The sequence below is a fragment of the Methyloversatilis universalis FAM5 genome, from assembly GCF_000214035.2.
Lineage (GTDB): Bacteria > Pseudomonadota > Gammaproteobacteria > Burkholderiales > Rhodocyclaceae > Methyloversatilis > Methyloversatilis universalis.
Genome location: NZ_AFHG01000029.1, coordinates 291,749 through 312,764, shown reverse-complemented (window position 1 = coordinate 312,764; position 21,016 = coordinate 291,749). Strand labels below are relative to the sequence as shown.

The window sequence follows — 21,016 nt, the reverse complement described above, 5'->3', positions numbered from 1 at the left end:
GCGTTTCTTTTTACAGGGATTCGACGCTGCGGCCGGCCAGCGCGCGCTGGATGCTGCGGTTCATGCGGCGGGCGGCGAACTCGTCGGTCGCCCGGCCCAGCGCATCCAGCGCCTTCTTGATCGCGGCGACATCCTGACCGGATGCGGCGCTCGCCAGCTCGGCCAGCACTGCGTCGATGTCTGCGCGCTCGGTGCTGTCCAGCAGGTCGCCGTCGGCGGCCAGCGCGGCGCGGGTGGCTTCGCCCAGGCGTTCGGCCTCGACCCGCTGTTCGGCCAGCGCACGGGCGCCCATGTCCTCGGTCGCGTGCTCGAAGCCGTCCTTCAGCATGCGCGCGACCTCGTCGTCACCGAGACCATAGCTCGGCTTGACCTCGATGCGCGCTTCGATGCCGGTGCCCATTTCGCGGGCGCTGACGCTCAGCAGACCGTCCGCATCGACCTGGAAACTCACGCGGATGCGCGCCGCCCCGGCCACCATGGGCGGGATGCCGCGCAGTTCGAAACGCGCCAGCGAACGGCAGTCGCTCACCCGTTCTCGCTCGCCCTGCACCACGTGGATGGCCATCGCGGTCTGGCCGTCCTTGAAGGTGGTGAATTCCTGCGCGCGTGCGGTCGGAATCGTGGCATTGCGCGGAATGACCTTCTCGACCAGTCCGCCCATGGTTTCCAGGCCCAGCGACAGCGGAATCACGTCCAGCAGCAGCCAGTCGTCGCCGGCTGCGCGGTTGCCCGCCAGCACATTGGCCTGGATGGCGGCGCCGATGGCCACCACCTTGTCCGGGTCCAGATTGGTCAGCGGCTCCTGACCGAAGAATTCGCCCACCGCGTGCTGCACGTGCGGCATGCGGGTCGCGCCGCCCACCATCACCACGCCCTTCACGTCTTCCGGCGCCAGACCGGCATCCCGCAGCGCCTTGCGGGTCGGGACCAGGGTCTTGTCGACCAGCTTCTGGGTCATTTCGGCGAACTGGTCGCGGGTGAGCGTCAGATCGATCTCGTCGCCGGACGACAGCTTCAGGCCGATATGCACGCTGTCCTGCGCGCTCAGCACTTCCTTGGCGCGGCGCGCCTCCATGTGCAGCAGCCGCATGTCCTCCAGCCCGGGCGGACTGACCCGCGACGCCTCGATCAGCCAGCAGTACAGACGGTGGTCGAAATCATCGCCGCCGAGGGCGGCATCACCGTTGGTGGCCAGCACCTCGAACACGCCGCGCGACAGCTTGAGGATGGAAATGTCGAAGGTACCGCCACCCAGGTCGTACACCGCGTAGATGCCTTCGGACGCGTTGTCGAGGCCGTAGGCGATGGCGGCCGCGGTCGGTTCGTTCAGCAGGCGCAGCACGTCCAGCCCCGCCAGCTTCGCGGCGTCCTTGGTCGCCTGACGCTGGGCGTCGTCAAAATAGGCCGGCACCGTGATGACCGCGCCGGTCAGCGGGCCGCCCAGGCTGGCCTCGGCACGCACGCGCAGTGCACGCAGAATGTCGGCCGACACCTCGACCGGGCTCTTCGCGCCCTGGGCGGTGCGCAGGCGCACCATGCCCGGCGCGTCCTCGAACACGTAGGGCATGGATTCGACATGCGCGACGTCGGCCAGCCCGCGTCCCATGAAGCGCTTGACCGAAGTCACGGTATTGCGCGGATCCTGCGACTGCGCGGCCTGCGCCGCGTGACCGACCACGGTCGTGCCATCGGCCATATAGCGCACCACGGACGGCAGCAGCGCCCGGCCCTTTTCGTCGTTCAGCACCACCGGCACGCTGTTGCGCACGGTGGCGACCAGTGAATTCGTGGTGCCCAGGTCTATGCCCACAGCCAGCCGGTGCTGGTGCGGCGCGGTGGATTCGCCCGGTTCGGCGATCTGCAGCAGGGCCATCAGTTTTCCAGTGTTTCGTGTGCTTCGGCGATGTCCTCGCCCAGACGGGCGATGAACATCATGCGGCGCACCGTCGCGGCAGCGGCCGCGGTGTCATGCGCCTCATCGAGTTCATGCGCGAGCAGCGTCTCGGCTTCACGCCGGGCCGCACGCAGGGAGCGGGCAAGGCCATCGAGTGCGGCCGGGTCGCGCGCATCACGCGCCTCGTCCAGCGCCTCGCGCCATTCCATCTGCTGCATCAGGAAGTCGGCCGGCATCGCGGTGTTGTTTTCCGCGCCGACATCGACACCCGACAGTTCGAGCAGATAGCGGGCGCGGGTCAGCGGCGCACGCAGCAGCCGGTAGCCTTCGTTGATACGGGTGGCCCACTGCATGGACAGCCGGCGCTCCTGTTCCGGACGGTGCGCGTGGCGGTCCGGATGGGCTGCGGACTGCAGCTCGTGGTAGCGCGATTCAAGCGCCCGCTCGTCGATCACGAAGCGGCGCGGCAGACCGAACAGCGCGAAATGGTCGCGGCTGAACAGGTCGGCGTCCGGCAGCACGCCGGCCGGCTCAGACATTGAAGCTTTCGCCGCAGCCGCACTCGTCCTTCACATTGGGGTTGTTGAACTTGAACCCCTCGTTCAGGCCTTCGCGCACGAAGTCCAGTTCGGTGCCTTCCAGATAGGGCAGGCTTTTCGGATCGATCAGCACCTTGACGCCATGGCTTTCGAACACGAGATCATCGGTCGCCATTTCGTCGGCGAATTCGAGCTTGTAAGCCATGCCCGAACAGCCGCTGGTGCGCACGCCCAGGCGCAGACCGACACCGCGGCCGCGCTTGGCGATGTAGTTGGCCACATGCTTGGCCGCCTTTTCGCTCAGAGTGACACCCATTCGCGCTCTCCTCAGTTATCCATCGCGCCACGCCCGAGCCGGCGCGCCATCAGTGAGACGGCGCACGCGGCAGGCGTGGAGGCTTTCATGTCAGGCTGCGTCGGCCGACGAGGTCGTGCCGTGCTTCTTGCGGTAATCCTCGACCGCCGCCTTGATCGCGTCTTCGGCCAGGATGGAGCAGTGGATCTTCACCGGCGGCAGCGCCAGTTCTTCGGCGATCGCGGTGTTCTTGATCTCGAGCGCCTGGTCCAGGGTCTTGCCCTTGACCCACTCGGTGACCAGCGAGCTCGACGCGATGGCCGAACCGCAGCCGTAGGTCTTGAACTTGGCGTCCTCGATGATGCCGTCCGCACCCACCTTGATCTGCAGCTTCATCACGTCGCCGCAGGCCGGCGCGCCGACCATGCCGGTGCCAACGTCATCGTCTTCCTTGCCGAAAGAGCCGACGTTGCGCGGGTTTTCGTAGTGGTCGAGCAGTTTGTCGCTGTAGGCCATGTCTTTCTCCTTGTCTTCCTGTCTGTCCCGGATGCGCTCACCTGTTGGCGCATCCGCAGAGTGCCCTTGCTCTCAGTGGTGAGCCCACTGCACGGTGTTCAGATCGATGCCTTCCTTCACCATTTCCCACAGCGGCGACAGTTCGCGCAGCTTGCCGATCTTGCGATGGAGCAGATCGATGGTGAAGTCGATTTCCTCTTCGGTGGTGAAGCGGCCGATCGAGAAGCGGATCGAGCTGTGCGCCAGCTCGTCCTCGCGGCCGAGCGCGCGCAGCACGTAGGACGGTTCCAGACTGGCCGAGGTACAGGCCGAGCCGGAGGACACCGCCACTTCCTTGATCGCCATGATCAGCGACTCGCCTTCGACATAGGCGAAGCTGATGTTCAGGTTGTGCGGCACGCGGGCTTCCAGGTCGCCGTTCACATAGGTCGCCTCGATGTCCTGCAGGCCCTTGAGCAGACGGTCGCGCAGCATGCGGATGCGTTCGTTCTCGGCGCCCATTTCCTCGCGTGCGATGCGGAAGGCTTCGCCCATGCCGACGATCTGGTGGGTCGCCAGCGTGCCGGATCGCAGGCCGCGCTCGTGACCGCCGCCGTGCATCTGCGCCTCCAGGCGGATGCGCGGCTTGCGGCGGACGTACAGCGCGCCGATGCCCTTGGGGCCGTAGGTCTTGTGCGCCGAGAAGCTCATCAGATCGACCTTCAGCTTGTCCAGGTCGATCACCACCTTGCCGGTCGCCTGCGCCGCATCGACGTGGAAAATGATGCCCTTCTCGCGGCAGATCTCGCCGATCTCGGCGATCGGCTGGATGACGCCGATCTCGTTGTTCACGAACATGATGGACACCAGCACTGTGTCCGGCCGCAGCGCGGCGCGGAAGGCGTCGAGGTCGATCAGGCCGTCCTCCTTCGGATCGAGGTAGGTGGCTTCGAAGCCTTCGCGTTCCAGCTCGCGGAAGGTGTCGAGCACCGCCTTGTGCTCGGTGCGCAGCGTGATGATGTGCTTGCCCTTGCCCGAGTAGAAATGGGCCGCGCCCTTGATCGCCAGATTGTTCGACTCGGTCGCGCCCGAGGTCCAGACGATTTCCTTCGGGTCGGCATTGACCAGCTTGGCCACCTGCTCACGCGCTTCCTCGACCGCGGCTTCCGCGTCCCAGCCGTAGGCGTGGCTGCGCGAAGCCGGGTTGCCGAAGTGCTCGGTCAGCCAGGGAATCATCTTGGCCGCCACACGCGGATCGACCGGCGTGGTGGCCGAGTAGTCGAGATAGATCGGGAATTTCAGCATGTCATCGGCTCCATCAGGTCCTTGTTCGTTCTGTCACGCCGCGGCCATCGCACGCAGGCCGCGGAGTTCGTCCGCCACCCGCGCCAGTGCGCCGCAAAAATCATTCACGTCCTGCATCGTGGTCGACGCGCCCACGCTCACCCGCACCGCACCGCGTGCCAGATCGGCCGCCACGCCCATTGCGGTGAGCGTGCGCGACGGCTCGGGCGAGGCGCTGGAACACGCCGCGCCGCTGGCCACCGCGAAACCGGCGCGGTCCAGCTTGCCGACCAGGGTTTCGCCATCGATCCCGGGCAGCGCGAAATAGCAGGTATTCGGCAGGCGCTCCGCACCGGCGCCGAACACGCTGCCGCCCTGCTCCGCCACGCAGCGTTCGATCAGCGCGCGCTGCGCCTGCATCGCCTCGCGACGCGCGCCGAGCGCAGCCACCGCCTCTTCGCAGGCCACGCCGAAACCGACGATGGCCGCGATGTTCTCGGTGCCGGAACGCAGGCCGCGCTCATGTCCGCCACCGGCGATCAGCGGTTCCAGATCGACCCGCTTGTCCAGCACCAGCGCACCCGCACCCTGCGGGCCGCCGATCTTGTGCGCAGACAGCGTCATCGCCGCCACGCCGAGCGCCCGGAAATCGACCGGAATCTTGCCCAGCGCCTGCACCGCATCGGTATGCAGCCAGGCGCCCTGCCTCTTCGCCGCAGTGGCGAAGGCGGAAATGTCCTGCAGCACACCGGTTTCGTTGTTCGCGGCCATCACCGACACGAGCTGGGCACGCACATCCAGCGCGTCAAGCTCAACTCTGCCGTCGGCGTCGGCCGGCATTTCGGCCAGCGTCCAGCCGGCACGCACCAGCTGGCGGGCCGGCTCGCGCACGCAGGGGTGCTCGATCGCCGACACCTGCACCAGACCGGGCTTCATGCGGGCCGCTGCTCCCTTGATGAACAGGTTGTTCGCCTCCGAACCGCCACTGGTAAAGACGACCTCGGTCGGGTGCGCACCGACCGCAGCCGCCACCCGGGCGCGGGCGTCATCGATTGCCCGGCGCGCGGCACGGCCGTACTCGTGCCGGCTCGACGCATTGCCGAAGCGTGCGCCCAGCCAGGGCAGCATCGCCTCGCGCACTGCATCGAGCAGCGGCGCGCTGGCGTTGTGGTCGAGATAAACCGGGGCAAACATGGGAATCAGACCTGAACCGACACCTGCTCGCTCGAACAGGTGCGCGCCACCACGCTGTCGTGCAGCACCACCTTGTGGTTGTTGCGCGCGCGCTGCTGCACCACCAGGTCGTGCAGGTGGATGGAATCCAGATAGTCGTGCATGTGACGGCTGAGGTTGGACCACAGGTCGTGCGTCATGCAGCGGTGCTCGTCGTGGCAGTTTTCCTTGCCGCCGCACTGGGTGGCGTCCAGCGGCTCGTCCACCGCCAGGATGATCTGCGCCACCGAAATGTCGCGCGCGTCGCGCGCCAGGCAGTAACCGCCACCCGGGCCGCGCACGCTGGCCACCAGTTCCTGACGGCGCAGCTTGCCGAACAGCTGTTCAAGGTAGGACAGGCTGATGCGCTGGCGCTCGGCCACGCCCGACAGCGTCACCGGGCCGTTTTCCTGGCGCAGGGCGAGGTCGAGCATCGCGGTCACTGCGAAGCGGCCCTTGGTGGTCAGTCTCATGGCGTGAACTCCCGGAAGGCGGTCGGGAACCGGCGCGCAGACGCAGGCCGATTCAATTCCCGATCATTTTTGTCGACTTTATAATTCCCGACAAGTTCAGTCAACAATTCGACCGGATGCGCCCGAGGTCCACGTGGGCGTGATCGGCGATCTCTTCCTTCGCCTCGTCGTCCAGCCGGATGCCGGCGCGCTCCAGCTTCTGCAGCAGGCACTCCAGCCGGCGATCGCTTTCCAGCGCGTGATCGACCAGCGCGGTCAGCGCCTTGGACACCGGATCTTCCATGTCGCGGGTGATGCCGTAGGCGGTGAAGCCGGCCTGTTCGGCCCGCCGACGCCGCTCTTCCTCGGCACCGCCTCCGCCTGCCTCGATGATGCGCGCCGGGTTGCCGACCGCGGTCGCGCCCGCCGGCACCGGTTTCACCACCACTGCACAGGAGCCCACCTTGGCGCCATCGCCCACCTCGAAACCGCCGAGAATCTGGGCACCTGCGCCCACCACCACGCCGCGCCCCAGCGTCGGGTGACGCTTGGCGCCGCGGTAGAGCGAGGTGCCGCCCAGCGTGACCGCCTGATAGATGGTGCATTCGTCGCCCACCACAGCAGTTTCGCCGATCACCACACCCATACCGTGGTCGATGAACACGCGCCGGCCTATGGTGGCGCCAGGGTGGATTTCGATGCCGGTCAGTACCCGGCCGATGTGCGACAGGAAGCGCCCCAGCCAGAGAAAGCCGCGCCGCCAGCAGGCGTTGGCCATGCGGTGGATGAACAGCGCATGGATGCCGGGATAGCAGGTGAGCACCTCGAAGGCCGAGCGCGCGGCCGGATCGCGGTCGAGCACGCTGGCGACGTCTTCGCGCAGGCGTTGGAACATCGTTTTCTTTCCTTGTGGGAAGCCGGCAGCGTGGCCGGATCGTTTAAACCCGAGAATTTTAGTCGGTTTTTGTGCACCTGCGAAGGCGCCGCCCCGCCCCTCAGCTGCCGCCGCGCGGCTTGCGTCCGCCGATGGCCTTGAGTGCTCCCATCAGCAGATGCAGCTCTTCCGCCTCGACGCCTGCGCGGCCGAACAGCCGGCGCAGCCGCGGCATCGCCCGGCCCGGGTTCACGCGGTCGAGGAAACCGGATTCGGCCATCAGGTCCTCGAACAGCACGTACAGGCTTTCCAGCCCCTCGTGCGGCGCCAGTTCGGCCGGCGGCTCGGCGGGGATCACCGCGCCGCCGACCGCCACCCGCAGTTCGTGACACATGATCTGGGCCGCGGCCGCCACATTGAGCGAGCGGTAGGTGTCGCTGGTCGAAATGGTGACCGGCAGCGAGCACATCGCCACTTCCTCGTTGGTCAGCCCCGAACTTTCGGTGCCGAACACCAGCGCGACCTCGGCGTCGTGGCCGGCCAGCACGCCCGCCAGTTCGACCGCCGCCGAGCGCACGTCGCGTACCGGCAACGCCATTTCGCGCCGGCGGGCGGTCAGCGCAGCCTGCGCCACGGTACCGGCGAGGGCCGCCTCGATGCTGTCGACCACCACCGCGTTGTCCAGCACGTCGGTGGCACCCGAACTCATGGCCACCGCCTCTTCGTGCGGGAAGTGCTTCGGATTGACCAGATAGAGCCGCGACAGCCCCATGACTTTCATCGCGCGCGCGCAGGCGCCGATATTGCCCGGGTGGGTGGTGTGCGACATGACCACGCGCACGCGGTCAAGGGAAGCGAACGGGTTCAAGCGGGACACCTCGGTGGATCGGCGAATGAGGGGAAACGTGGGGGCCGGCGCGACGTCAGCGCCGCCAGGCTCGAGCGAGGCTCAACTGAGGCCATCCGGTTCATATTAGAATGCAGGGTTTTCCTGCCGAGATGCGGGCCATGAGGCCCGCGTACAGAGACATCCATGCATCCGACGCTCACCACCGCCGTCAAGGCCGCCCGCCGCGCGGGCCAGATCATCACCCGTGCCAGCGAGGATGTGGATCTGCTGAAAGTCAGCAGCAAGCGCCAGAACGATTTCGTGACCGAGGTCGACCGTGCCGCAGAGGACGCCATCATCGGCATCCTGCGCGAGGCCTACCCGGACCACGCCATTCTAGCCGAGGAGAGCGGCGAGTCCGGTGCGACCTCGGACTACCGCTGGATCATCGACCCGCTGGACGGCACCACCAACTTCATCCACGGCACGCCGCAGTACGCGGTGTCGATCGCGCTGGAACACCGCGGCCAGATGCAGTCGGCAGTGGTGTTCGATCCGCTGCGCAATGAAATGTTTACCGCCAGCCGCGGCCGCGGCGCCTTCCTGAACGACCGCCGCATCCGCGTGTCGCGTCGCGCCAAGCTGGGCGAAGCGCTGATCGGTACCGGCTTCCCCTACCGCGTGTGGGACCATGTCGATGCCTACCTCGGTATGTTCAAGGACATGATGCAGAAGACTGCCGGCCTGCGCCGCCCGGGCGCCGCCGCGCTGGATCTGGCCTGGGTGGCCTGCGGCCGCTTCGACGGTTTCTTCGAGATCGGCCTGTCGCCGTGGGACATCGCCGCCGGCAGCCTGCTGGTGAGCGAAGCTGGCGGCCTGGTCGGCAATCTGCTGGGCGAAACCGGCTACATGGAAAGCGGCAATCTGGTCGCCGCCACGCCGCGCATCTATCCGGCACTGCTGCAGACCATCGAACCCCACCTGACCGAAGCGCTGCGCGCCTGATCCGGCCCGGAGCTTCACGACGAGGATGACGAGCGCCGACCTGTCGCAGCACACCCCCATGATGCAGCAGGGACAGTTCTAACTGCAGAGCGCCTTTCAGAGGGGCGCTTTCAGAAGCTACGCCAAAAACCACACCGAAACTTGCGCCGATAACTGTACATTTGTACAGTTATCGGATGCGCTGCATGATCCGCCGAATGCTCGATAAGGGCATGACCCTCCCCCGCACCTGGTTCAACCGCCTGCCCTGGCTGACCGGCAATTTCATCCTGACCGAACAGTTCGACGAGCACCGTCGACGTCACCTGAGGGTGGCAATGCTGATGCGCGAACGGTCAGAGGCTGAGGTGCTTCCGCTCTTCGACGCCCAGATCATCCAGGTGACGTCGGAATTCCTGATCGTGAACGGCATCGAGCGGCATGAGGACATCGTCTCTCCGACGATCGAGTACCCGCAGTCCTGGTGGGTCGAGTTCAGCAACGGTCCGCCGGAGGGGTGAGTGCCCTCTGCCTATCCGGCGCGGCCGGCAGATCCGCGAGACTGATCCGGCCGCATCACCACCCGGTCAGAATGTCGCGCAGGGTGCGCACCAGGCCAAACAGGTCGATGGCTATCTGGCGCCAGACGTTGCGATCGGCACGCAGCCCAGCGACCTGATCGCGCAGCCGCTCGCACTCAGGGCACGACGGCGGTCTGCTCACGGACCCAGGCCTGCAGCGCACGCAGGCGCTCGGCCACCAGGTGATAGCTGCGGTAGTTGCGCGTGACGCTGGTCAGAGTCTCGATCAACCCGACCGGCTCATTGTTGTCCGGCAGGCGCTCCAGCTGCGCCGGTGGTTCCATGAGCATCGCCGGCGGAGTCGGCAGGACAACGACCGGCACAGGCTGCGGCGTTGAGCACCCAGCGCACACCAGCAGGCAGGCGGCCATCAGGCTCGCAGCGGTCTTGGACATAGACAGGTACCTCTCTGATGACTGCATCGGCCTCGCGCTCGATGACGCGGACCCGGTCGACGTACTGGGTGACGACGCGCTCGGTCACCTCGGCCTGCCGCTGGCGCACGAAGGCAACTGCCGAGGATTGCTCGGCAGTTGCCAAGTCCCAACGGTCCTGCACACTCGAAGCTCCGCGCGTGTAGCCCCAGCCAGCGGAGGCCGCCACCAGCGCCCCCAGCGCCAGCCACAGCACCCAGGACGGCAGCGCGCGGACGAACGTGCCCGCGATCACGGCCGCACCAACCCGGTTTCGTAGCGCACTCGACCGCCGCGATTGATGGCGGTGAGGATCTGGCGGCGCGGTTTGCCGAGCTGCGGCAGGCCGATGTGCACCCAGCGGCCATCGGGATCTGCGGCACTCGGGCGCTCCAGGATGAGCTGGTCCCACACCAGGCCGGCGGCGATCAGCTCCTGGCAGATCGCTCGCGGTGAGCCGAAGGCCGGTGCGGTGAAGTCCGCCGCGAGGCCCAGCAGGTGGGCGCTGGTGGCGCTGCCACCGACCGCCGCGTTCAGGGCGGCACTGCGGTAGCCGCTGCTGATGAGCACGGGCACGCCGCCGAGCACGTCGCGCACCTGCTCCATCAACTCCGCCAGACGCTGCAGCGCGTGCAGCGCGGTGGTGCCCGGCGTGTTGTCGATGCGCAGGCGGCGGGCGGCGTCGCTGGCGGTGAACTCCAGCAGGGTGAAATGCTTGGTCAGATTCACGGCGCCACCTTTCCGCGCGCCCGCACCCGGTCTTCGATGATCTTGATGAGCTCCGCCCCCATATGCCCCGCAATGGCACACGCCACACCCGTGAGGGGCATCGACACGTGGTTATCCTGGCAGAGCAGCGCCACGCAGAAGCCGGCCAGACCGGCCGAGGAGATGTGAGACACGCAGAACCAGAAGCTGAACCGAGCTCCCTTGGCCAGATAGCGCAGGTAGCTCACCACCCCGCCCCAGAGCGCGATGGCCACCATAAGCAGCAGGGTGAGCCAGTCGATTCCGTGGGCCACGGGAACTACGGGGGCGTCAGGCGGACGACTGGGCATGAGGGTCTGCGGGTTCATGGTTGGCTCCCTTGTTGATCAATTCTGTGGATCAGGCCACGTTCAACCAGGCAGCCGTCGCGCACCCTCTCAGCGACGTCGCGAGCGGTGCCGCTGACGCGCCAGGCGGCGCCGCGCTCGGTGGTGACGATGGCGCCGGCGGCGGCGTCTTCGACGGCGGCGATCTGGTGGGCGGGGATGGCCACCTCTCCGCCGGCGACGCGGGCGAGCAGGATGAGGGCGGTGCAGAGGGTGTTCATCGCCAGTCCTCGACGCGAAGTGAGCGGTCCTGTATCTGGCCGGTGGTCGAGGCCTGGATCGCTTCGAAGTAGTAGGTGTGGGCGCCGTTGGGCGGGTTGTCTTCCCACCGGTGCGTGACCCAGTTGCTGCCGATGAGGTTGCCCACCGGCCAGGTGGTGAGCACCGTGAGGTCACGGCGGATACGGAAGCGCAGCGTGCCGTTGCTCTCGTACGCCGAAACGTCGATGACCGCCTTGGTGCCGGCGGTGGTGATGGCCACTGACTGCAGCACCGTCCAGCTGGTGGTGATCGTCAGGTTCGACGTTGCGCTGCTCTTCTGGGTCTGGATGAGCTGCCCCTGCAGCCGGCCGGTGACGGTGAGCGTACCGTCCGAGCCGTCCCACGCGAGGTAGGCGCCGCCCGGGTTGCCGATGCTGAACTTGTAGTGCCCACCCTCGTAGCCGAGGAACCAGCCGGTACCAACGTTGAACGCGGTCTGCCCACCCTTGATCGCTCCGCCGGCGTTGAACGTGATGCCGCCGCTGGTGACGGTCTGGCCGAGCTCGAGCGCGCCGCCGGTGTTGTCGGCATCGACCGGCGGTTTGGTGCCGCCGATGTCCTCGTAGTCGATGGTGGCGCCCACACCCGCGGCGGTGGCATATACGCCGGCCGTGGCGCTGGCCGGGTGCCAGCCGCTCAGGTTGCCGGTGCGATCGACCGAGCGGATCCAGTAGTAGCGCGTAACGCCCTCGGTGAGGCCGAGCCGGTCATAGGCACGGCCGGCGACGGTATTCACCAGGGCGGCGGTGGCGCGGTCGTTGGTGTCGGCCTCCCACACCTCGATGCCGGCCAGATCGCGGTCGACGGCATTGGTCCAGACGAGGCGTATGCCGCCCACCACACCGGTGGCCATGAGCGACGAGGGGTCACCCGGCGGGGTGTCTTTGCCGGTGGCGGCGATGGTGCCGGCCACCCAGTCCGACGGCACACCGGCGACGTTGATGGCGCGGATGCGCACGTCGTAGGTGGTGTCATCCTGCACCGGCTCGATGTAGGCGCTCTGCGTGCTGAAGGCCAGGAAGCCGTTCAGGTACTCGGTGGCGCCGATCGGCTTGTACTGCACCTCGGTGTTGGCCACGAACGCGTCAGGGCTGGCTGTCCATTGCACGTAGATGCGCGGAATGACGGTGCCGTCGGCGCCGATGATGGCCTGGTCGCTGCCGCTGTCGAGAATGAGCCCGGAGGGCGGCGGCACCTGAATCAGACTGGGCAGCAGCGTGTCGGGCGCTGGGTCGACCACCGTCGCTTCGCCGGACGCCCAGGCGTAGGCGCTGGCGGCCTCTTCCTTCAGTTCGAGATCGACGCCGCCATCCGGCGACAGGCGCCAGGTGGTGACGCTGAACACCTTGCCCGCCCAGCCGAGCTGCGCGATGTTGAGCGCGATGAAATCGCCGGCGCGCACACCGAAGGCCGTGAGCTTGCACGGCATGCTGACGGTGATGCCCTGCCGCGCGCGCTCGAGCGTGATCTTGGCCAGGCGCTGCGCGGCGTAGGCGCTGGTGGTGTACGGCAGCTCGATGTCGGTGGTGATCTGCTCGCCGCCGTCCTGCAGCTCGTACATGCCGTTGGTGATCGGCATGAAATCCGACGGCTGCCAGTATTTCTCGGGGTCTACGTAGGTGCCGCGCACCCGGTTGAACAGCTGCTGGCGCGGCACGCGCGGGCGCACCACGATCGGGCCGCGCAGGTCGTCTTCATCGAGCGTGACGGTGGGCGTGAGGTACTGGCCACCGTAGAGCACGTACTTGCCCTGCGAATAGATCAGCTTGCCCGCGCCGGCTGTCAGCAGCCCGCGCAGCGCGTCAATGGGGGCAACACCGAGATCGACCGTGCCGTTGCAGGTGTAGCGCCGCTCGGTGCCGCCGTCGGGCGTGGCGACCAGCTCATCGCTGAGGTTGGCCGCAGCGATGAGGGCGTCGGCGTCGATCTCGTCGGCGGTGGCGCGCAGGCCGTGCTGGCCGGCCACGTAGTCACGCACGCACAGCGCCCAGTTGTCAGACCAGGCGGTCAGGCCGGTGCGCGGGTCATAGACCCGTTTGCCTTTCACCAGCGCCTTGATGTTCTCCAGCCCGTAGGGGTAGGCCTTCTGTTCCTTGTCCCACTTGAGCCGCAGGTAGAGGTACGCGATGCCGCGCAGGCGGTGGTCTGCTGTCCAGTCGGTGACCTCGCTGTCGAGCACCGAATCGGCCAGCTGGTCGGGCGCACCCAGGTTCTTCCTCACGCGCATCCAGCCGCTGAAGCGGCCCGAGGTAACGTTGCCGTCGGCGTCCAGATCGCCGACCTTCTCGTCGCCAAACCAGACGTCGCCGATCTCCTCGACCTGATGCCCCGCCAGAGGGATGACCACGTGCAGGAACTTGTTTTCGGTGCCGGTGCTGGTGGCGTAGATGATCGGGCCGCTGGTGACGCACTGGCCATAAACGACCTGCCGCGTGGCCACCGCGCTGCGGATCATCTGCTGCCGGTCCTGCGCCTCGACGGTGAACTTCGGCAGCTTGGGCTTTTTGTTCAGGCCCAGGGCCGAGGACAGGCCAGCAGAAATGGCCGCCGCGCCGATGGCTGACACGAAGCTGTAGGCAAGCGTACCGGGCAATAGGCTGAGCGCACCCGCAAGCGCTCCGCCCCCCGCCGATGCCAGCACCGCAATACCGACCTCAGGCATCGCCCACCCTCCAGCACGCCAGCCAGGCACTGCGCGGCAGAAACACCACGCCGCGACGGCCAGGTGCCGCAGCATGGGTACCGATGCACACGGCGAGGCTCTCACCACGCTCGTGCTGCACCAGCAGCACGTCACCCCTGCGGGCGAGGGCCGGGGCCACCTCGCCATCGAGGCAGAGGCTGGCCATGTCGCGCAACGCGCCGCTCACGTCGCCGGTGGCCAGGTGCGCGCTGGCACCCCGCAGGCCCATCTGCAACGCGGTGACCTCGTCGCTGTAGCGGCCGCGCCAGCGCTCGGCCAGATCCACGCCCGTGACCGCGGCCACCGCGTCGGCGGCGAACAGCGCGCAGTCGTTCTGCCCCCAGCGGAAGGGCATGGCCCGCCGTGCTTCGACGAACGCCGCCAGCCGCTCCGGCCAGTCTTCAAGCCGCTTCATGCCGTACGCCCCCACACCAGCGTCTTCTCAACCATCTGCGCTACGAATTCGAGGCCACGGTCGCCCGGGTACTCCGCGAGCTGGTCTTCGTTGGTGTAGCGACGGATGCGCGGGCGCTCCCAGTCGGTGATACGCGACTCAGCGGTCAGCGACACCGATGCAGTCTCGCCGAGCTGAATGTCCGGCGTGTCCATGCGACCACTGAACACCAGCACCGGGTCCGCGAGCGGCCGATAGTCGGCATCCAGCGGCGCGAACCACAGCTTGCAGCTGCGGCCCTGGTAGTGCTCGCCCAGCACCCGGCTCATCATTTCGGACGGTATGCCGTTCAGCACCAGCGACACACCGGTCATCTGCAGGTCGCTGTGCTCAGGAATGACATCGACGCTGCCCACCTGCCCGAGGCCCAGCCAGTTATGGCCGCCCCAGTCGATGGACACCGCACTGTTGTTCGCCCGCAGCGCATCGGACGGGAAGTCCAGCTCGACCAGCAGCAGGGCAGGTACGTATCCGTCCTGCACAGCGGCCGAAACATCGGGCGTCAGGTCGCGACTCATGACCAGGTCTCCACGCAGTTCAGGGTGAATGACTCCAGCGCGCCGATCACCGAGCGCTGGAACGAGGACTCGACGTCGTCCGCGGTGAGCCGCATGACGCAGACCGGGCGGACGAAATTGAGCGCCAGATCGTCGGCCGGGCTGCTGCGCACCGGCTCATCGAGCGTGAGGGTCATGACCCCGGCACCGTTCTCGACCGCGTCAGCCACCACCATGCGCAGCTCGTCGCCGAGGCCTACGAAGTCACCCGCGCGCACCGAGCCACCGGCGCCCCAACCGTCGGTCAGCAGCGCGCTGCCGGTCTGGCCCGCGCCGGCCACGCGCGGCGTGCCGGCCAGCGTGCCGGCCGGTGTGGGCCGCGCGAAGTTGTGCAGGTAGAAGCGCCCTGCCCGGCCGCGCAGGCTGTACAGGAAGGCCCGCATGCGGGCCGCTTCGTCGGGCGTCAGGTTCTGCCAGGTGCCGGTGAAGGCCCAGCGGGCGCCGGGCAGGGCGAGGGTCTGCACGCTGCGGGTGAGCGGGCTTTCGAACACTTGGGTGTTGCTCAACTTGCGCCAGGTGCAGCCACCGGCCGGGCCCAGCCCGCCGCGCACTGTGGGGAAGGTCAGTATCGTCATGTGCGCCTCACCGCCCCACTGCGCGAGCCAGCGCACCACCGCGCTGAATCTCCATACGCACGGCACCAACCGCCTCTTCGCGTGCGCGAAGCATGGCCGCCTGTATTGCCGCCTGATCGGAGCGAGCGTCGACGTTGATGTGCTGGATGATGGTCACGTTGCCGCCAGACCCGCCCAGCGCAGACCCGCCACCGGCAGCGGTCTGCGTGGGGGTGACGTAGCCGTCCTGATTGGCCATCAGGAAGGTGCGGCCGCCGGCGGTGAGCAGTTCGCCCGGGCCACCGGTTTCATTCACCTCGTACAGCTTGCCGCTACGCACGGGGCCGCCTTTGGCGCGACGACCACCGAAGCTAAAGATCTGAGACCAGTCGATACCCTTGGCGAAATCACTTACGGCGCTTCCAAGGGGCTCGGTGACGGTCTTACGAATGATGACCTGAGCGATATCACGACTCAGGCCTTGGAGGAGATCGCTGAAGCCCTTGCCGGCAAGGATCGCGTTCTCGAATGCGCTCGACATCGTGAGACCGAACTCCTCCGCAAAGGACTTCGACTTCCTCAACTCATTGTTTCGCTCTTCGAGGGACTGCTCCTCCTCCTCGATGAGCTTCTTTCGTACCTTGTAAGCCTCTTCCGCAGTGAGCTTCCCCTGCGCCTCCAACGCAGTGACAACCTGAAGCTCCTTTCTGTACTTCTCAGCCGGGTCGGCCAGATCGCGGTACTTGGCGATGAGGTCATCGAGCCGGTCGTTCGCGGCCTCCTGCCACTTGGCGAGGTCGGCATTGGCGCCGCCGTCGAAGTCGCTGGCGTCGAGCTCCCACCGCAGCTTGAGCGGTGACCAGTTATCGACCAGCTCCTGCGCCTCGCGCTGCATGCGCTCGCTGTCGCCCTTCGGGGCCTTCTTGTCCTTGACGGTGAACTTGGCGCGGATGCGCTGCTCCACCTCGGGGGTGAAGGCGCTGCCCAGCTCCTGCCGCGCCTTGGCCAGCTCGGCGTTCAGCCGCTCGGCGTCGGTGGCGTACTTCTCCAGCCAGCGGTCGCGCGCGCTCTGCTGGCCGATCTCCTGCAGCTTCTTCTGCTCGACGGCCAGGTCGCGCGTACGCTGCAGCAGCGCGGCCAGCTCCAGGCCGGTCTGCTGCAGCAGCGCCATCTGGGCGGCGTCGTTAATGCCGGCGAACTGCCCCTCGCGCCGCTGGATCTGCTGCATGCGGGCCTGCAGCGCCGCAACCCGCTCGGCGGCGTCGCCGCCCTGCTGAGCAAGGCCGGGCATGCCACTGGCCGCCAGCTTGTTGCGGTCACGCAGCTTGGCGATCTGCATATCGAGCGACGCCACGATATCGCCGGTGCTCTGCTCGGTGGCGCGGGTGGCGGTGTCTGCCGCGTCGCGGGACGAGTTGCCCCACATCATCCAGGCGGTGGCGCCGAGCGACAGCGCGGTCGTGACCAGCCCGATCGGGCCACCGAGCGCACCGAGCACCATGCCCAGCCGCCCGGTGGCCGCCACCGCCGCCTGTGCGGTGGCCAGGCGCTGCGTGGCCTGCGTGAGGCCACCCATGGTGAGCGTGGCCGCTGCACGTGCCGTGGCCGCCTGCTGAGCGGCCTGGGCGGCGGCCAGCTCAGCCAGCGCCAGGTTGCGCGTTTCGCGTACCGCCGCGATCTTCGCCGCCGTGGCCGCCGCGAGGCCCGCGATGACGCGGCCCGCCATGACGCCCGCCAGCACCCCGGCCGCACCGGCCAGCGTGTCGAAATTCGTGGCCAGGCCGTTGATGACTTCGGCCACGGTGCGGAAGGCGCCGGTGCCCTGTTCGAAGCTGCCGACGGTGTTGGTGAAGGCGTTGTCAAGGTTGGTGAGCGCGCGACCCACGGTCAGCGGCAGTTCGCTGAACTCACGCTCAACGGTCTCGCGCTGGCTGCGCAACGCGGCCACGATGGCCTGCGAGGTGATGGCGCCGCTCTCGGCCAGCTCTTTCAGCTTGCCCACGGGCACGCCCAGGCCATCGGCCAGCACGCGGGCAAGGCGCGGCGCCTGTTCGAGCACGCTGTTCAGCTCTTCGCCCCGCAGCGTGCCACTGGCCAGCGCCTGGCCGAACTGCGTCAGCGCGGCTTCAGCGGAGGCCGCACTGCCGCCGGAAATCGAGATCGACTGCGCAACGATCTGCGTGGCCTCGGCCACCTCGCGCTGGCTGATGCCGATATCGGCCGCCGAGTCGCTGAAGCGCCGATACACGGTGGCCACCTGTTCAAGCGACTGGCCCGACGCCTGGGCGATGCGGAACACCTCGCCGTAAGCTGCGGTGGCCGCCGAGGCGCTGCCGGTGCTGATGCGCAGCTGCGCGTTCAGCGTGCTGAAGGCGTCAGCGGTGCGCGCAATCTCGTTGAGGCCGAAGCCGGCGCCCAGGCCGACGGCGATGTTCTTGAAACTGTTGGCGACGTTGGTGCCGAGCTCGCGCAGGCTTTCCGACGTGCGGCCGGCGCGCTGCTCCAGGCGCGCGAAGTTGGCCTCGGCCGAGGCCACACCGCCGCGGGTGTCGTCCCTGGCGGTGATGAGGATCTGAGCGAAATTTCCGGCCACGTCAGCCCCTGGTGAGTGCAGCGGTGATTTCGGCCGCGAGCGCCGGCACGGCGGCGCGCACGGTGTCGGCAAAGCGCAGGCGGCGGCGCAGGGTGACGCGCGGCACCAGCGTGGCGATCGGTATGTCTTGCCCGCGCTTGAGCCGGCCCGTGCCGCCGGCGGCGCGCTGCGCCTTGCGCTCGGCCGACCTGAAGCGCGACAGCACGCGGTACTGCTCAGGCAGGTTTTCCGCCATGAGCACCGGCAGGCCGCTGCGGCCCTTCACCCAGTACGCATTGCCCGCGCGGTTCAGTTCGCTGAGGATGCGGCGGAAGCGCTTCGGCCCCACGCGGATGAGCGGGATGAGCAGGCGGCCGCTGATGGTGGCGCCGGTCTCGTGCGTGCCCAGCCAGGGAATGCGGCTGCCGACCTTCAGCGCGGGCATGCGGCCCGGCTTGTCGGCATAGACACGGGCGCGGAACGAGCGCCACGCCTTGTTGCCCTTGAGCGCTGAGCGGGCGTTCTGCTGCGCGGCGCGGGCGATGGCCGGGCCGCGCCGGCGCATGACGGCGGCCACCTTCTCGCGTGCGCCGCCGGTCACCTCACGCGACCAGGCGGCGCGGCTGGCGGCGCTGAGCACGCCGGCCGTGGTGAGACCGACCTTCACCGGCCACCCCGCTTTGCCTGCTCGTTGATCATCGCCCGCACTGCGCTCTCCATCGTCCGCATGTCGTCGAACATCTGGCGCCGCCGCTCGGTGCCGTGGATCGCGTGCAGATCCATCACCACCGGCAGCGCCTCATACCTCAGCCCGATGAGCTGGCCCGAGGGGGCCACCTGCCACTGCGAGCCCAGCGCGTCGAACAGCTCGACCGCCGCCCAGTTTTCAGGCCACACATCGATCGCATCGGGTGCGTCATCGAGCACCCAGTCCAGCCCGACCGCGGCGAGGCCCTTGCGCCGCGCGGCTGAGTCGAGGCCGCCGTGCAGGGCACGGGCGGCCTCGCTCAGTTTTTTCGCCGGCCCTCGATGTGGCCGCGCAGGTAGGCTTCGAGAATCTCTTTGCCCGCCTGGTCGTAGCCATTGACCAGCTGCTTGAAGGCCTCGACCGAGAACGGCACCGGCTGGCCGGCTTCATCCACCGGGCCGCCCCAGTCGGTGACGACTTCGGCCAGTGCATCGGCGTCGGTGCGGCCCTGGGCGCTTTCGATCCACTTCACGCGCTCTTCGCGCGACTTCCAGCGCACGGTGAGCTCCAGCTTCCCCGGCTGCTCCTCACCGGGCACGGTGAGGAGCACATCGACTTTGAATGTCGGAGCAGGACAGAGACGGATCATGGCGATCAGCTGAAGTAGGTGATCGGGGTGGCCTGCAGCGCGATGGACACGCCGAAGGTGGTGACCTCACGACCGGAGATCGACGGGATTTCGGACACCGAGAAGATGCCGGCGCCGGCGGTCACGTTGCTGCCCTTCGAGATGCGGAAGGCGGTCGAGGTCGCACCCGCCGAGCGGGCCGAGGTCAGGCCGGCGGAGGTGTCCATCACATCGAAGCCGATGTTGTAGGCGGTGCGCGTGGTCGGGATCTGGCGATCCGTGTAGCTCGACAGCGGCGAGGCGTCGGTGAATTGCTGTTCGCCGCCGGTGGTCTGGAAGCTGTCCGCCTTCACGTGCTGGATTTCCGTCCAGGTCGTGATCTTCTGCGCGCTGCCGAGGCCCGAGCCCGCCGGATAGAGCGTGGTGTCGGCGGTATTCACGCCTTCCAGGGTCACATCGTTGGTCGAAACCGCCTTCACGCGCACGACGCGGCCGTCAAGGCTGCCCCAGCCGCTGGAGACCTTGATCCAGTCGCCCGGCGTGAGGCCGTGCGACGCCTCGAAGGTGGCCACCGCTTCGGCGGCGTTGCTGATGGCGGTGATGTTTTTCGCGGTGGCCAGTGCGGTCGCGATCTGAACAACCGAGCCGGCGCCAGTGCTGTAGGACATGGTCGTCTCCCTTAGACGATGGTTGAGATGGACACGACCAGGCGCAGCACGCCGGCCGGTAGGTTGGTTTCGTCGTCGAAGTCGGGCTCGTCGCTGATCTCGGCCACGGAGCCGCCGAGCCAGGTGTCAGGCGAGGCGCCCAACAGCTCGGCCTCGACCCGCTCGGCGATGTCGTCGAGCAGGTCATCCACGCCGTCAGCGGCCTTGACGTGAATGTCGATGCCGACGGTGATCTGGCGCTCCTGCGGGCCGCTGCCGGTCAGCGTAATCGGTGACGACTGGCCACCGCGATTGACGACGTTGAGCGCCGGCAGCTCGCTGTCAGCGAACGGCGTGACGCGCGAGGCCTCGACCGTTGTGACGCCGGTCAGGCCCGTGAGCAGCGCGACGACGCTGGCGCGGATCTGTTTGCGCGGGTGGCTCATGCCTGGTGCAACCTCACCACCGCCATGCCCGTGCCGTCAGGCTCGGGCACTGCGGCGGTCTTGAAGGATCGGGCGCCGACGGTCACGGCCTGGCCGCGGGCGACCGACGGGAAGTCGGCGACGCGGTAGGTCAGGCGCGGGGCGCTGCCGGCGACGTCGAAGGCTTCGGCGTAGGCCTCGTCGAAAATGGCCCGACCGGCCACGCCGTCGATGACGACGTCGGTGCCGAAAGGGCCATTCACGAGCAGGGCCGGCGCGAAGTTCATGGCGTCAGACCGGGGCTTCTTCGGCGGCCTTGGCGCGTGCCTTGGCGGCGGCTTCCACGGCCTTCACCATGTCGGGCGTGGCGCTGTAGAGCTTGGTCTTGGTGGGGTCGTCCGCCTTGTTCAGGTAGAGCGAGCGGCCGTACTTGGCGAGCTCGATGGCGGTGTCCTTGTTCACGTCGATGGTTTCGCCCGCTTCGTGGGCGATGCCGCCGGCGTCGTCGCCGTGATTGACCAGGCAGGTTTCGATGATGAGGATCTTGGGCATTGGGGTCTCCAGAGCCCGGCGTGCATGCGTCTGCACGCCGGGTGTCAGG

27 protein-coding genes are annotated in these 21,016 nt (G+C 67.8%); 2 read left to right on the top strand and 25 right to left on the bottom strand.

Going from position 1 to position 21,016, the window contains the following annotated elements:
* Window positions 1–10 precede the first annotated feature (10 nt).
* The 9 genes from hscA to METUNV1_RS02710 form a co-directional block, all read right to left on the bottom strand.
* Complete coding sequence (gene hscA, locus METUNV1_RS02750) at window positions 11–1,873, bottom strand: Fe-S protein assembly chaperone HscA (protein WP_008058603.1); 1,863 nt, start codon at window positions 1,871–1,873, stop codon at window positions 11–13.
* Complete coding sequence (hscB, locus tag METUNV1_RS02745; protein ID WP_008058602.1) at window positions 1,873–2,433, bottom strand: Fe-S protein assembly co-chaperone HscB; 561 nt, start codon at window positions 2,431–2,433, stop codon at window positions 1,873–1,875. Before hscB ends, hscA begins: the two co-directional genes overlap by 1 nt.
* Window positions 2,426–2,749: an iron-sulfur cluster assembly protein IscA gene (gene iscA, locus METUNV1_RS02740; protein WP_008058600.1), complete on the bottom strand. Its 324-nt coding sequence runs from the start codon at window positions 2,747–2,749 to the stop codon at window positions 2,426–2,428. Before iscA ends, hscB begins: the two co-directional genes overlap by 8 nt.
* Window positions 2,750–2,839: 90 nt before the next feature.
* The gene (gene iscU / locus METUNV1_RS02735; protein WP_008058599.1) at window positions 2,840–3,244 is read right to left on the bottom strand and encodes a Fe-S cluster assembly scaffold IscU; all 405 of its coding nucleotides are present in this window, start codon (window positions 3,242–3,244) and stop codon (window positions 2,840–2,842) included.
* 72 nt (window positions 3,245–3,316) lie between these two features.
* A complete protein-coding gene (locus METUNV1_RS02730) occupies window positions 3,317–4,528 on the bottom strand; it encodes an IscS subfamily cysteine desulfurase (RefSeq protein ID WP_008058598.1) in 1,212 nt (403 codons plus the stop codon).
* 33 nt (window positions 4,529–4,561) lie between these two features.
* The gene (locus METUNV1_RS02725) at window positions 4,562–5,701 is read right to left on the bottom strand and encodes a cysteine desulfurase family protein (protein ID WP_008058595.1); all 1,140 of its coding nucleotides are present in this window, start codon (window positions 5,699–5,701) and stop codon (window positions 4,562–4,564) included.
* A gap of 5 nt (window positions 5,702–5,706) precedes the next feature.
* Window positions 5,707–6,192, bottom strand: a complete 486-nt coding sequence (gene iscR / locus METUNV1_RS02720; RefSeq protein WP_008058593.1) for a Fe-S cluster assembly transcriptional regulator IscR — start codon at window positions 6,190–6,192, stop codon at window positions 5,707–5,709.
* 100 nt (window positions 6,193–6,292) lie between these two features.
* Window positions 6,293–7,066, bottom strand: coding sequence for a serine O-acetyltransferase (cysE, locus tag METUNV1_RS02715; RefSeq protein WP_008058591.1), 774 nt, complete (start codon window positions 7,064–7,066; stop codon window positions 6,293–6,295).
* 100 nt (window positions 7,067–7,166) lie between these two features.
* Window positions 7,167–7,913: an RNA methyltransferase gene (locus METUNV1_RS02710; protein ID WP_008058589.1), complete on the bottom strand. Its 747-nt coding sequence runs from the start codon at window positions 7,911–7,913 to the stop codon at window positions 7,167–7,169.
* 165 nt (window positions 7,914–8,078) lie between these two features.
* Between METUNV1_RS02710 and METUNV1_RS02705 the strand changes: the two genes are divergently transcribed.
* Both METUNV1_RS02705 and METUNV1_RS02700 read left to right on the top strand, forming a co-directional pair.
* Window positions 8,079–8,879 (top strand): inositol monophosphatase family protein, encoded by an 801-nt coding sequence (locus tag METUNV1_RS02705; RefSeq protein WP_008058587.1) that lies wholly within the window; start codon window positions 8,079–8,081, stop codon window positions 8,877–8,879.
* A 212-nt stretch (window positions 8,880–9,091) separates the two neighbouring features.
* Window positions 9,092–9,379, top strand: coding sequence for a hypothetical protein (locus tag METUNV1_RS02700; protein WP_008058585.1), 288 nt, complete (start codon window positions 9,092–9,094; stop codon window positions 9,377–9,379).
* A gap of 300 nt (window positions 9,380–9,679) precedes the next feature.
* On the opposite strand, the gene METUNV1_RS02695 is transcribed toward METUNV1_RS02700, so the two are convergent.
* The 16 genes from METUNV1_RS02695 to METUNV1_RS02620 all read right to left on the bottom strand — a co-directional run bounded on the left by METUNV1_RS02695 (window position 9,680) and on the right by METUNV1_RS02620 (window position 20,967).
* On the bottom strand, window positions 9,680–10,108 hold the full coding sequence (locus tag METUNV1_RS02695) for a hypothetical protein (RefSeq protein ID WP_008058583.1): 429 nt from the start codon (window positions 10,106–10,108) through the stop codon (window positions 9,680–9,682).
* Window positions 10,105–10,581 (bottom strand): D-Ala-D-Ala carboxypeptidase family metallohydrolase, encoded by a 477-nt coding sequence (locus METUNV1_RS02690; RefSeq protein ID WP_008058582.1) that lies wholly within the window; start codon window positions 10,579–10,581, stop codon window positions 10,105–10,107. The genes METUNV1_RS02695 and METUNV1_RS02690 overlap by 4 nt, the downstream gene beginning before the upstream one ends.
* Window positions 10,578–10,928, bottom strand: coding sequence for a phage holin family protein (locus tag METUNV1_RS02685; protein WP_232416275.1), 351 nt, complete (start codon window positions 10,926–10,928; stop codon window positions 10,578–10,580). The genes METUNV1_RS02690 and METUNV1_RS02685 overlap by 4 nt, the downstream gene beginning before the upstream one ends.
* Window positions 10,925–11,167: a hypothetical protein gene (locus METUNV1_RS02680; protein WP_008058578.1), complete on the bottom strand. Its 243-nt coding sequence runs from the start codon at window positions 11,165–11,167 to the stop codon at window positions 10,925–10,927. Before METUNV1_RS02680 ends, METUNV1_RS02685 begins: the two co-directional genes overlap by 4 nt.
* Window positions 11,164–13,869, bottom strand: a complete 2,706-nt coding sequence (locus tag METUNV1_RS02675) for a phage tail protein (RefSeq protein WP_008058577.1) — start codon at window positions 13,867–13,869, stop codon at window positions 11,164–11,166. The genes METUNV1_RS02680 and METUNV1_RS02675 overlap by 4 nt, the downstream gene beginning before the upstream one ends.
* Window positions 13,862–14,305 (bottom strand): DUF6950 family protein, encoded by a 444-nt coding sequence (locus METUNV1_RS02670; protein ID WP_008058575.1) that lies wholly within the window; start codon window positions 14,303–14,305, stop codon window positions 13,862–13,864. The genes METUNV1_RS02675 and METUNV1_RS02670 overlap by 8 nt, the downstream gene beginning before the upstream one ends.
* Window positions 14,302–14,862, bottom strand: a complete 561-nt coding sequence (locus METUNV1_RS02665) for a hypothetical protein (RefSeq protein ID WP_008058573.1) — start codon at window positions 14,860–14,862, stop codon at window positions 14,302–14,304. The genes METUNV1_RS02670 and METUNV1_RS02665 overlap by 4 nt, the downstream gene beginning before the upstream one ends.
* Window positions 14,859–15,476 carry a hypothetical protein gene (locus METUNV1_RS02660; protein ID WP_139026267.1) on the bottom strand — a complete coding sequence of 206 codons (618 nt, stop codon included), beginning with the start codon at window positions 15,474–15,476 and terminating at the stop codon, window positions 14,859–14,861. The genes METUNV1_RS02665 and METUNV1_RS02660 overlap by 4 nt, the downstream gene beginning before the upstream one ends.
* A 7-nt stretch (window positions 15,477–15,483) precedes the next feature.
* Entirely contained in the window at window positions 15,484–18,048 is a 2,565-nt protein-coding gene (locus tag METUNV1_RS02655) for a tape measure protein (protein WP_008058570.1), read from the bottom strand.
* 1 nt (window position 18,049) lies between these two features.
* Window positions 18,050–18,694 carry a DUF6441 family protein gene (locus METUNV1_RS02650; RefSeq protein WP_008058569.1) on the bottom strand — a complete coding sequence of 215 codons (645 nt, stop codon included), beginning with the start codon at window positions 18,692–18,694 and terminating at the stop codon, window positions 18,050–18,052.
* Window positions 18,691–18,954, bottom strand: coding sequence for a DUF1799 domain-containing protein (locus METUNV1_RS02645; protein WP_008058568.1), 264 nt, complete (start codon window positions 18,952–18,954; stop codon window positions 18,691–18,693). Before METUNV1_RS02645 ends, METUNV1_RS02650 begins: the two co-directional genes overlap by 4 nt.
* 80 nt (window positions 18,955–19,034) lie before the next feature.
* Window positions 19,035–19,364 carry a phage tail assembly chaperone gene (locus tag METUNV1_RS02640; protein WP_081471310.1) on the bottom strand — a complete coding sequence of 110 codons (330 nt, stop codon included), beginning with the start codon at window positions 19,362–19,364 and terminating at the stop codon, window positions 19,035–19,037.
* A gap of 5 nt (window positions 19,365–19,369) precedes the next feature.
* Window positions 19,370–20,011 (bottom strand): phage tail tube protein, encoded by a 642-nt coding sequence (locus METUNV1_RS02635; protein ID WP_008058566.1) that lies wholly within the window; start codon window positions 20,009–20,011, stop codon window positions 19,370–19,372.
* 11 nt (window positions 20,012–20,022) lie between these two features.
* Entirely contained in the window at window positions 20,023–20,436 is a 414-nt protein-coding gene (locus METUNV1_RS02630) for a hypothetical protein (RefSeq protein ID WP_008058565.1), read from the bottom strand.
* The gene (locus METUNV1_RS02625) at window positions 20,433–20,702 is read right to left on the bottom strand and encodes a head-tail joining protein (RefSeq protein WP_008058564.1); all 270 of its coding nucleotides are present in this window, start codon (window positions 20,700–20,702) and stop codon (window positions 20,433–20,435) included. The genes METUNV1_RS02630 and METUNV1_RS02625 overlap by 4 nt, the downstream gene beginning before the upstream one ends.
* A 4-nt stretch (window positions 20,703–20,706) precedes the next feature.
* Window positions 20,707–20,967 carry a hypothetical protein gene (locus METUNV1_RS02620; RefSeq protein WP_008058563.1) on the bottom strand — a complete coding sequence of 87 codons (261 nt, stop codon included), beginning with the start codon at window positions 20,965–20,967 and terminating at the stop codon, window positions 20,707–20,709.
* Window positions 20,968–21,016 lie beyond the last annotated feature (49 nt).